This window comes from Aliiglaciecola sp. 2_MG-2023, assembly GCF_030548145.1.
GTDB lineage: Bacteria > Pseudomonadota > Gammaproteobacteria > Enterobacterales > Alteromonadaceae > Aliiglaciecola > Aliiglaciecola lipolytica_A.
Genome location: NZ_JAUORY010000004.1, coordinates 22,205 through 34,633 on the forward strand (window position 1 = coordinate 22,205; position 12,429 = coordinate 34,633).

A 12,429-nucleotide genomic window follows, 5' to 3' on the forward strand; every position below is an offset into this window, starting at 1 on the left:
ATTAACAAGGTTCGGCTTATTAAGGTGACAATTTTTTTTGACAGAAGTGTTACCACGTTTTTATTTATCAACTGTATTTGTATAGAAAAACCAGCGTAATTTAGCGCATAACAATAGGGGGATAATTCCCCCTATTGTTAGTCTAACTATTACAGCTGAGTAATTGAGGCAACATTATAATCACCTACTTGACTGACGGAAATACTACCTCCCGTACCACTCATACTGCCAGTTACCAGGTTATCATTACCGACTTGAGAAATAGACAGACTCATACCGTCACCAGTAATTGTCATAGCCAATGCTTCCTCACCAACGATCCAGTTGTCATTACCCTCTTGTAATATATCAATAGAATTGTCAGAACCATCAATCAGTAAATCCAACACGTTTAGATCACCAGATTGGGCAACATCTAATGTATTTAAATGACTATCATTGCTGCCACCGAGACGAATTACCGCATCATTTTGATTACCCATTTGTTCAGCATTGATTGTGTTTGCGTCTGCGTAATAACCACTCACTCCATCTTCGCCAACACCAGCTTCGGCTAACAGCGTATTTTCATCACCTTGCTGCGAAATAGAAACTTCATTGTCGAAACCGTCGAAGTTAACTGTGCTGGCAAGGTTAAGATCACCATTTTGGAAGACCGAAAAGTCATTAGATCCGCCTATAGAACCTGTGTAACCAATATTTCCATAACCAATTTGAGTAATCTCGTAATCGCTGCTGTCTCCAAGATTATCTATATTCGCTTCATTAAGGGTACCCATTTGAGTGATTTCTGCACTTGAACCATCACCTTCAAATATACCCAATTCAGCATAGTTATCATCACCTGATTGTTCAAAATCTATAGTATTGTCGTCACCATAAACATAGCCGTAGATACGGTTATAATCACCATCAGATTCTAGTCTAACGTCATTGTCATTACCTGTGATTTCAGCGATATCGGCAACGTTATAATAACCGCCTTGATATACCTCAACTTCGTTTCCGTCCCCTACAAGGGTTCTAATATATGATTCTTGCCAATCTTCAGTTTGAGTAATTTCAACTTCGTTATCAAAACCTGTTATAGAGTTATTCGCCCAGTTACCACCATCGCCTTGGTCAACAACTAAAAGGTTACCATCACCTGTAATATCATTAATTGAACGATTGAAAATAAAACCAAATGGACCACCATCGCCCATTTGCGAAATTTCTACTTCATTGAAACTTCCTTCGATAACGATTTCAGCGTCATTCTCAATGCCATTTTGATAGAGTTCTACAGCATTTTCATCTCCGGTGATTACACCGTAAATGATATTACCGTCACCAAATTGTTCAGCGTCGACCATGTTTGCATCACCCACTATGGTGACATCAAGGCCATTAAAGTCGCCTTCTTGCATTAACAAAGCTTCATTACCCACTGCATTACCAACTGGGGCTGATTGGGTTAAATTAATGACATTACCGACGGCCGCAATCATGAAATCAGATTGCACGGAAGGGTTATCATCTTTAATTGCGGTTTGTGCATTAGCAATGCTAACTTGCCCAGCTAGTACTGCTAAAATAATAGAACTGGCTACTGTCGTTTTTCTAAACTTCATTTTATTCTCCATGAGTAATTGCAAACACCTTTACTTCTTATATTGGGTAATGTTTACAACCATATCGTTACCAATTTGATGAACAATGAAACTTTGCTCACCTAATTGGTTTATATTTGCCAAATTAAAATCACCTTGTTGCACAACTTCTAGCAAGTTTTCATCACCGCTTTGCACTAAATCAACGTAGTTTCCAACGCCTATTTGTGTGATGTCAGCATAATTGCCATTACCATGTTGTGTAACATTTATGAGATTTGAAGAATTGGCAGCCTGAATTATATGTGTTGTGTTGTGTACGCCGTATTGATCAATCACTAACACGCTTTGCGATGCGTTAGAATTGACGGTACGAGCAAGACTTAAAGTCAGAGGAGAGTCTATTAGGTCTAGAGAGTCTTGTTGTGAAAAGCACGCAAAGGATGAAATGAATAAAGCGCTTCCTAAAAACACAGATCGCAAATTTTTGAGGGAGTGAACACTCCATTGTCTGTGATTCTTATTGATAGGGCTTCCAATCATCTATTACTACTCCTTTAACACTACAATTTCGGCTCTGAAACCTGCGAATGACTTTAAACCCAACTCACTACTCAGTGCTATAGCCCTAAAGTTGTATTTATATTTACTTTAAAATTCAGATAGTTAGGTGCATTCCAAACTTGACCAAATCGGCCTGTTAGCACTTTAGTGCTAGTAAAATGCATAAGCTTTAAATTGGCAGGTGACAGTTACCTTTTTGAAACTAACCCTTTAGTACTAGTATTATAAAATCGCCCAATATTCTTACCAAAAAAGTTGTATTTTTACCGTTTTTGATGGAAAAGCCATATTGAATAGCGTTAATGTGACTGAGTTGTGTAAATGTAAGACTCATTGTTTTGTTGTTTGGAGAATCTGTAACCGTCGCTTAGCCAATAGCTAAGTTTGTTTGTGTTTATTTAGGATTCTTTAATTATGAAAGCCAAACTTTCTGCGATCACACTGGCGCTGCTACCAGCGCTGGCTGCTACAAATGTGCATGCTGCAAATAGCCATGCATATAAATCAGATTCAGTAATTGTTGTCTATAAAGACGGCGTTTCTGCGAGCCAAAAGAAATCGGCAAGAGCCGGAGTTGCTGCACGTATAACAGATTTAAACAGAGATGAAATTGACGACCGTTTTTCTCATCTAATGAATGGTCGAATAGCGAAATTAAAACTAGCCGGTAAATCAGTTAAATCCGCACTCGAAACACTTAGGGCTAACCCAGCCGTTTTATACGCTGAACCAAACTACATTATAAGTAAAGCCGCACTTATTCCAGACGATCCCGACTTTGGTTCATTGTGGGGATTAAATAATACCGGACAAAGCGGCGGCATAGAAGATGCTGATATTGATGCCCCTGAGGCTTGGGATATTACCACCGGAGATAGCAGTATCGTAATCGGTGTTATTGATACTGGTGTTGATTATTTACATGAAGATCTAACCGATAATATGTGGATGAATCCGGGCGAAATCGCCGATGATGGTATCGATAACGACGGCAATGGCTATGTCGACGATATATATGGTATTGATACGGTTAATGGCGATTCTGATCCTATGGATGATCAAGGACATGGTTCACACGTATCAGGAACCATTGGTGCAACCGGTAATAATGGTGTTGGTGTAGTTGGTGTTAACCACGAAGTGTCAATTGCTGGATGTAAATTCCTTGCTGCAGACGGATTTGGTGAAACCGCAGGTGCGATTGAGTGTATCGATTATTTTGTTTCTCTTAAAGATGCAGGTGTAAACGTACGTGCACTTAACAATAGTTGGGGCGGCGGTCCTTTCAGCCAAGCATTAAAAGATTCAATTACAGCCGCAGGTGATGCCGACATTTTATTTGTGGCCGCGGCGGGTAACGATGGTACAGACAATGATATCACCCCACACTACCCTTCGAATTATGATAACGATAATATTCTAGCAGTGGCAAGTGTTAACCGTACAGATGGCGATTCTGGCTATTCTTATGGTTTAACTTCCGTTGATATGGCCGCGCCAGGCAGTGCAATTTTATCCACTACACCAGGTAATGGATATTCCAGTTATTCAGGCACATCAATGGCCACGCCACATGTTGCCGGAGCTGCTGCACTAGTGTGGTCTTTAAATCCTGATTTAACGGCCCTTGAAATGAAAGAGTTGTTAATGACCACTGGTGACGATAATGCAGTCATGCAAGGACGAACCGTAACAGGCAAGCGCCTCAATGTTCACCAAGCACTATTAGATGCAGATCCTACTCCAGGCTTTAAATTTAGTGTCAGCCCAGTGAATCTAGAAATCACCGCAGGCGAAAGTGCAATATATACTTTCGAAGTCGGTAGTATTTCTGATTGGGAAGGCGAAGTTAGCCTATCTCTTACTGATACTTCCGGTTTAGGTGTGTTATCGGCTACCACTGTTGAACCAGGTGACACCTTCACCCTCACAGTTGACACCTTAGACGATACTCCTTATGGCGATTATGAATTTACGGTAACTGGTACCAGTGGCGACATTGTTAAAGAGAAAACCTTAGGTTTATTTGTATTCCCTCAAGGCCTAAACGATTTCGTATACAGTAATAACACTTCCATACCAACTCTTCCTAACGAAGAAGATCCAGATGATATTGGTATTGATTCTGTTATAACTATTGCAGATCCATTGACAGTGTTTGGCACCAGTACGTTTGTGAATATCAGCCACACCTATAGAGGAGATTTAGTCCTAACACTCACCTCGCCTGCAGGAACATCTACTGTATTGACTGCCAATACCGGCGGCAGTGAAGATGACATTGTAGAGAGCTTCGAATCTAGTGCATTTGATGGTGAAGTAGCTACTGGTGACTGGACCTTGAATGTCTTAGACATTTATAACGGCGACAACGGCACACTTAACAGTTGGGAATTAACCATTACTGGTGTCGGAGAAGTTGCAATAGCGCCACCAGTTGCAGCCTTCAGTTATGAATCCGATGGTTTACAAGCGACCTTTACAAATGAAAGTACTGATGTAAATAATGACATCGTAAGCTACCTTTGGGACTTTGGTGATGGCAGCACATCGGTAGATGTAAATCCTGTCCACATATTCCCAGCAACGGGCAGTTATGAGGTTTCGTTGACGACTACTGACTCAGAAGGTCAATCCGATACGGTAGTGCAATCTGTAGCTGTTTCCAGTGTTGATATCGAGTTAGAAGTAGATAGATCTTATATGTCACGCTTCGGGAATTTGCGTATCGACCTGTCTTACACTGGTTCTAGCGCAGATATGGTAGATGTCTATCGAAATGGTGTGCTATTAGAAACGGTAGAGAATACCGGTGTGTATCGTGACAGAGAACGTAGAGTCTCAGGCACTACCTTTGTTTACATGATCTGTGATGAAACCACGGCATGTTCTGAAGAGGTCACGGTTTCGTTTTAACCATTAATTAAGTCAACTATAAGCCCCGTTTTCGGGGCTTTTTTACATATGTAGATTAATAAAGCAGGGTAATTTACCCACCTTAACAAACCTAAAGGTCCTGAAGTATACTCATCCCAGCTTGCCAAATTAGCTGGACAGACATAAGCGTGAGGACTATTTTAAAAATGAACTTGAAGCGTTCTGCTGGGAGCCTTTTAAGCAGTTTGATACCAAGCCAAGTCCCAATTGTTCCACTCAAGACCATGGCAATAATTAATGGAAGCCAATCCCAAAAAGCGAACCCTATCGCTCCAAACACCAACGCTTTAAGACAGTGTTGAAATGTCATACAGGTTGAAAATGTTGCTGTAAAACGCAGTTTGTCATAATTATTCATGTACATGTAACTGCCGACTAGTGGACCACTTGCGCCAACAAACATCGACAAAAACGTTGTTACAATCCCGGCAATTATTCTTCCTAATGTTGAAGTCTCTTTGATCGTCGGAGTGGTTGCCCACAATAAATATATGACAAATACCCCTAACAATAACTTCATTAATGTTAGCGGTAATTGGGTGACCACAAATGAAGCTGAAAAAGCGCCTATAACTGCACCTAACGAAAAATAAAGCAGCATTTTTCGGTCAAGATGTCGGTAGGTTAATATTGCTCTATTAGCATTTGAGCCGAGTTGCACTAAACCATGAACCGGTATGACGGCAGACATCGGCATAATAGCCGCCATCACTACTAACAAAAAAAGCCCCCCACCCGCACCAAAACCGGCGGTGACAAACGAAGTAAAACCCGCGACTATTATTAGTAGTACGCAAAGTGTGGGCGTTAAAAAATCGTTAGCAATAAAATCCATATGTTATTTCACCACAATGAATACCATGAAGATGGATTACTAAACTAATTAATCTGCGCTGCATGAATTAATGTTAAAACTCTTCAGTATCAATTTCTAATTGCGTCGCAACCGGATAACGGCCACCAGCAATCTTACTTGGTTCAAAAATCTTCTCTAGTTTAATTAGCTCTTCTGGTGTTAGGACGATTTTAGAGGCTCGCATATTTTCCTTTAAATGAGCTATTTGTGTAGTACCGGGAATGGGCAACACATGTGGTCCTTGGTGCAATAACCAGGCGAGACTTAATTGCGATAGAGTGCATTCATGTTCTTCAGCGATAGTCCGTAATTGCTCAAGTAGATTCAAATTTTTCGATAAGTTTTCTGATTGAAAACGAGGCATGTTTTTTCGAATATCATTGTCTAAAAAACCACTTGAATCGGTAATATCACCACTTAAAAATCCTCGCGCTAAAGGTGAAAATGCCACAAAGGCCGTTCCTAATTCTAAACAGGTTTCTAAACAGGCTATTTCAGGGTTGCGGGTCCACAATGAGTATTCGGCTTGTAGCGCTGAAATAGGATGTTCTGCATGGGCTTTTCTTAGGGTGACGGCTGATACTTCAGACAAACCAATCCCTTTTATTTTACCTTCGGTAACTAAACGAGAAAGTTCTCCAACACTTTCTTCAATGGGAATACTTTTATCCCAGCGGTGCAAATAGTATAAATCCAACACATCAGTTTGCAGACTTAAAAGAGACTGCTCAATAGTTTCCCTTATTGCTTTAGGGCTACCATCAATTATTCGCTTGCCATTGATTCCCCGCATACCACATTTACTGGCCAAGAAAATTCGTTCACGATGAGGTTTAAGCACCTTACCTACCAGCTTTTCATTATTGCCAAAACCGTAGAGAGCTGCGGTATCAAAATGAGTAACTCCTAGCTCTAGGGCTTTTTCTAATAATCCTATAGCTTCAGTTTCCGCTGGCGGAGTCCCATATGCATGACTTAAATTCATGCACCCTAAACCAATTTCAGATACCCAAGTCCCTACTATACTTCGTTGTTTCATATACCCGTTTTAACTCCATATAATTTCTGTATTTAGTCGATTTCCTCAATTAAACAACAGATAATTTCGACTCACCACCAAACCAAGAATACCTTGATGCAGCAAACTTCATACGATATCAACAGATAGACGAAATGATGTTGAATTTGAGCAACTCTTAAACGTTTGCCAGTAGTGATTAAATGTAAAATATCCCAGTCTAGTTTGCTTTAAAAATTAGCAAGCTTCTCTTTGTTTAAGGCATTTATAACAGAGTCGCGTTTAAGCATTTTTTCGGTGTGATGGGCTAAATTGGGTAAAGTTGCTAAGCTAAACTCGCAGCGCTGCAACCTTGAAATAATCCAAAAGATATAGGCATCCACCGCACTCCATTGTTCTCCATACCACCAATTTCCTGCCGCTAATCTTTGCTCTACCCAAGCCAATGAATCCATTAGCGCCTCAAGCGCTTTTGCTTTCACGCTCGGCATGCCGTTTTCATCTGCAAAAAATGCGGGGATACAAAATCGAGTGACCAACGGATGTATAGTGGATGAACAAAAACATAGATCGGATATTTGTTGATATTCTGCTAAGCCAGAATCCACCTTAGGCAACAGATTAGCTTCAGGGAATCGTTCGCTAATATATTTTATAATCATTGGATTTTCAGTCAAAACCTGACTTTCAACGGCCAGAGCTGGGACTTTTGATTTTGGATTGATTTGCTTAAATTCCGCTGATTTGTGCTCCGCTTTCATTAAGTTCACCCAATGAATATCGTATTTTGCCTTCGCCTCTTCTAACAAAATCAAAGACACTCTCGAGCAACTTCCTGGCATCGCAAATAACGTTATCTCAGACATATATTACCTATGTTAATCAGACTTAGAATTGCAATTATCAGATGATGATAATTACACGCATTTAATTGCCCCGCAGTTATTGTGAAATAGCTGTGTATGTAATAGATATTTACCAGCCTCTTGGCAATAAAACATGACTAAACATACCTATAATCTAAACTGCTTGGTAACCCCTCAAAACCAGGTCTATAACAAAGCGTCAACTCAGACTTTTCGCCTTTTTGTAAGAACCAAGCAATTTGAGATTGTTGGTTTTACCGATTTCAGATAGTGCCTCGGCAACAATCGGATCATCAATATTACCGTCGAAATCAATAAAAAAATGGTACTTACCAAATGTTTTCCGTGTGGGACGAGAAATTATTGAGGTTAGATTGATATTTCGTTTAGAAAACGAAAGTAAAACTTCCCCCAAATATCCGGGATGATCATGGTCATCAAGGACGATCAGGCTGGTTTTATCGGCTTCTTCTGGTGTAGGTTGTACCGTTTTTGACATGACTAAAAATCGGGTTTGATTATTTTTATAGTCGTTAACTTCCTCAACCACCAATGGAAAATCACTTTTGCGGTAAGAGGTTGATGGAACAATAGCCGCACTGGGTATTTCTGAGTCTTTAAATCGATTTAACGATTCAATATTACTATCTGTGGTGACAATTTTTGCATTGCTAAGCCCATCTAAAAACTCAAAACATTGTCCACGAGCAACAAACTGCACGTACAATTGTTGAATGTCAGATAACGCATTAGCATTACTGATCATAGAAAACTTGATGGGCAGTATAATCTCGCTGACCACATGTAAGTCAGCAGCAATGAGTTCATCAAGAACAAGTGCGATAAAGCCTTCCGAAAAGTTTTCGATGGGAATAATACCAATATCACAGCTATTACCGATTTCTGCGAGCGTACCCACAATCGTTGGAAAATACTCCACTTGATAGATATCAGATTGATTGGCGGTATAAATACCTGTGGCCATGTCACAGAATGTGCCTGGAGGGCCTAAAGTCGCTATTTTTTTCATAACATCTTGTTCTTAATACAAGAAACCGATTGTACACGTTCCGGATACGTCGCAACAGTAGCTGATAAACTTTTAGCTGCCGAATAGGCGATTTAAGCAGGAAATTTTAGTGAAGGAATCTCATCTAAGTTGTATTTAGGATTAATAGTAACCCGATATACGCATTTGTTTATCAACCAAGTCTTGACTTTGTTTTAACGCAGACTCTACTGTAAGTTCTTTTTTCAACGCTTTTTCTAGCAACATACCAACTTGATCTCCCATTGAAGTAAATTCAGCAATAGGTACAAATTGTACTCCCAAATAAGGACTGGGCTGGAACGTAGAGTGATACAAATCGATGTTATTGATGGTGTCAATTACGACAGGCGCAAAGGGGGCAGCTTGCAAATATTCAGGTTTTTTATATATTGACTTGCGAGTCCCTTGGGGGATGGATTGCCAACCATATTTTGCAGCGACTAACTGAATGTATTCGGCCGAAGTGGCCCACTGTGCAAACTTAAGGGCCGCATCCTTATTTGACGAAGAACTTGGTATTGCTAACGACCACGTCCATAACCAATTAGAACCATTCTTATATTTAGCTATGGGAGCATTGGCCATTTGGATATTTTGGCTAAACGTCGACTGAGTCGAATTAACCAAAGAACTCGCGGCAATTGAGGCATCAACCCAAATAGCACATTTTCCTTTTAGGAATAAATCTAGGTTTTCAATATAATTATTTTCCACAGCATTGGGGGGGCCAAATTTGGTAAGCAAATCCACATACATAGAAACTGCGTTGTGCCACTCTTTCGATTCAATTTGAGGACGCCAATTTAAGTCAAACCAACTACCCCCATAGCTATTTACCATAGTGGTGATCAATGCCAAATTTGAACCCCAACCACCTTTACCTCGCAGACAAATACCGTAAACACCTTTTTCAGGTGCATTTAGTTTATTGGCAAATTCATATATTTGATTAAACGTAGGCTGTTTTGGCATAACAATATCAGCTTGTTTAAATAAGTCTGAACGGTAATAGGTTACCGAGGACTCAGCATAAAAAGGCAGGGCAAAAAGTTGTTTGTCTACAGAGACATCGTTTTTCACACTGTCAACTATGTCGTCTAAACCATATTCTTCAGGCAATGAATCGATCGGCGCAATCCAGCCATTTTTTGCCCAGATGGGTATTTCATAAGAACCAATGGTCATAACATCAAACTGCCCTGCAGAAATAGCTAGATCAGTTAACAACCTCTTGCGTAACACACCTTCATCTAACACTTTCCATTCAAGTTGCACATCAGGATTATCCAACTCGAAATGAGAAGAAAGGTCTTTTAAAATCAGCATGTCAGCATTATTCACCGTACCTATCACTAATTTTTGATTTTGAAGATCCTTATCTATCTCTTTAGGTGAAGACGAAAAACCATGCCTGGCCAAAATATTGGCAAATCGGCCATCAGCAATCATCGATGCTAAACCTTGATTAAATAAATTCACCCATCTCTGTGCATTTGAATTACTTTTTGTAAAGGCTATATGAAACTCTTTGTCTACAAGTGGAGGGTAAACAAATTCTAATTTTCCAATCATATGAGGACGGTGCGACACGATTAGATGACCAGCGCTGTATTTATCTATTAGCGCAAAATCAATGCGTCGGGCGAACAACTTATCAATATTGATTAAATTATTTGAGACGTATTGCTTACTTAGAAAATGAGTTTGGTCAACCAAGTGTTCAGAAGCGCTTCCGCGAACCAAACCAAAATGGTATTTACTCAAGCCTTGCAATGTTTCATTGACACTATTATTTTTATCAATCGCAACAGAAGTTGCAGTATCTTTGCGTTTTAAAAGGCCAATGACATCCCCTGGGAAAGGAGCAGAATATAAAAAAGTCTGAGAAAGAGTATCACTGAAATAAACCGGCAAAATTCCATCGACCTTGCCTTCAGCAGCAAGTTTCTGAGCCCTCGCTGCAGGATAATAAACAAACTCAACATGAACGTCTTTTCTTGCGAATGCTTCAGTAACAATTTGATGCACGTAGCCTTGATTAGGTAAATTTTTTCCGAGGTAAGGTTCGTGTTCTTGTGCAGCTAGCAATAATAGTTCTTTAGCTCCTACCGCGCTCATAAAGAATAGACACAACACACAGCAGACCTTAAAAATCTTAAGATACAAAAAGGAAAGATATGTACGTTGCATACTCTTCAATTAGGATGACTCCTTTTATCCATCAACACAAAATTTAATATTCAATTTAAAGTATATTTTGTCCCTGTTCCGGGTCCCTTGCCGAATTAGCCTGTTCACGAATAGTATCTGCATCACTACTCAAATCATCTATATGTTCTGTCCCTTGTTCTTCGCTTTCTATTCTAGTTGATAGAGATTGATTATCCAATTTACTTTCCTGTTTTTTCAAACGCTTATTGGTTTTTTGGCCACTCTGCTGGCTTTCTTGAGATTCGGAAATCACCTGCTCTGCGCCGATTAATTTAACACCTTCAGGAAAAATTACTTCTCGTGCATCATCGGGCATACTAATACCCGCTTTTTCAAACTCACTTAATATGGTTCTCATCAATAACGACGATACTTTTAACAAACTGTGTTGATGCGTGTTAATCCAAAAATACACTTTAAGGTTGATTGTTGAAGAGGCAAGATTATCCACTAAAACTTGGGGTTCGGGATCATCTAACACTGCTTCGGTGATTTGCAACACCGTCATTGCTAACTTTTGCGCATCTACAACACTTGAATCATAACCAACACCAATAACAAAGTTGCCTCGTGAATTAGGGTTAGCACTCACATTTCTTATGACATTTTTATAAACTGTCGAATTGGGTATTTGAATATGATCTCCGTCAAAATCTAATAGTGTGGTTGCTCTAGCGGTTACCTGTTTTACCACTCCAATTCGGTTATCAACTTCAATAATATCGCCTATTTTAAAAGGCTTTTGAATACTCAATAACAAACTAGAAATAAAGTTTTCAGCGATATCTTTAAATGCAAAACCGATGATTAAACCAACCACCCCTGTGCCACTTAAAATTGCCACAGCGAATTCACTCAAACCTGCGAAACGCAGAAAGATATAAGTTCCCAACAGAATAATAAGTAATTGAAAAATTCGACGAATGACTACTCTGATAAGTAAACTAGAACTCATGTATGAAAGAGGCTTGAGCATTAACTCTGAGATATAACGAGACGAGAGATAGAAAACGATAAAAATTGCCAAACCAAAAATCACCGAGGGCAATCCTTGCAGGAATTCTAGCCAATAGGACTGAATTTCATCCCAGATAACATTTGATTCTTCTACGATTGTTGGAGGTGGACCAAGATCGCTTTGCGCGTGGAGCTGTGGACACACTACAGCGAATAAGAATAAAGCCCTGTAAGCCCATATTTTTAGCATAAAAAATTCACACCCCATTAAAAAATGAACTCAAATAGGACTCTACACTACGTCCTTCTCGTGTGTATGAACAACATATTCAATACCGATAAGCCATGGTTTTAAAAAGCACTAATTGTTGTTGTCA

9 protein-coding genes are annotated in these 12,429 nt (G+C 39.6%); 1 reads left to right on the forward strand and 8 read right to left on the reverse strand.

Annotation, left to right across the window (positions count from 1 at the left end; all coding sequences use genetic code 11):
• Positions 1-149 precede the first annotated feature (149 nt).
• Positions 150-1,613, reverse strand: coding sequence for a curlin (locus tag Q4567_RS05520; RefSeq protein ID WP_216047405.1), 1,464 nt, complete (start codon positions 1,611-1,613; stop codon positions 150-152).
• Between the two features lie 30 nt (positions 1,614-1,643).
• A complete protein-coding gene (locus Q4567_RS05525) occupies positions 1,644-2,135 on the reverse strand; it encodes a curlin subunit CsgB (RefSeq protein WP_216047404.1) in 492 nt (163 codons plus the stop codon).
• A gap of 435 nt (positions 2,136-2,570) precedes the next feature.
• On the opposite strand from Q4567_RS05525, the gene Q4567_RS05530 reads away from it, so the two are divergent.
• A complete protein-coding gene (locus Q4567_RS05530; RefSeq protein ID WP_216047403.1) occupies positions 2,571-5,072 on the forward strand; it encodes a S8 family serine peptidase in 2,502 nt (833 codons plus the stop codon).
• Positions 5,073-5,163: 91 nt separating this feature from the next.
• Here Q4567_RS05530 and Q4567_RS05535 read toward each other — a convergent pair whose 3' ends face one another.
• The 6 genes from Q4567_RS05535 to Q4567_RS05560 all read right to left on the reverse strand — a co-directional run bounded on the left by Q4567_RS05535 (position 5,164) and on the right by Q4567_RS05560 (position 12,302).
• Positions 5,164-5,928: a sulfite exporter TauE/SafE family protein gene (locus Q4567_RS05535; protein ID WP_303499652.1), complete on the reverse strand. Its 765-nt coding sequence runs from the start codon at positions 5,926-5,928 to the stop codon at positions 5,164-5,166.
• Between the two features lie 73 nt (positions 5,929-6,001).
• Positions 6,002-6,988, reverse strand: coding sequence for an aldo/keto reductase (locus Q4567_RS05540; RefSeq protein ID WP_216047401.1), 987 nt, complete (start codon positions 6,986-6,988; stop codon positions 6,002-6,004).
• 209 nt (positions 6,989-7,197) lie between these two features.
• Positions 7,198-7,833, reverse strand: coding sequence for a glutathione S-transferase family protein (locus Q4567_RS05545; protein WP_303499653.1), 636 nt, complete (start codon positions 7,831-7,833; stop codon positions 7,198-7,200).
• Positions 7,834-8,032: 199 nt separating this feature from the next.
• Positions 8,033-8,863, reverse strand: a complete 831-nt coding sequence (locus Q4567_RS05550) for a prephenate dehydratase domain-containing protein (RefSeq protein WP_216047399.1) — start codon at positions 8,861-8,863, stop codon at positions 8,033-8,035.
• Positions 8,864-9,004: 141 nt separating this feature from the next.
• Positions 9,005-11,020 carry an extracellular solute-binding protein gene (locus Q4567_RS05555; protein ID WP_303499655.1) on the reverse strand — a complete coding sequence of 672 codons (2,016 nt, stop codon included), beginning with the start codon at positions 11,018-11,020 and terminating at the stop codon, positions 9,005-9,007.
• Positions 11,021-11,129: 109 nt separating this feature from the next.
• Positions 11,130-12,302 carry a mechanosensitive ion channel family protein gene (locus Q4567_RS05560; protein WP_216047398.1) on the reverse strand — a complete coding sequence of 391 codons (1,173 nt, stop codon included), beginning with the start codon at positions 12,300-12,302 and terminating at the stop codon, positions 11,130-11,132.
• Positions 12,303-12,429 lie beyond the last annotated feature (127 nt).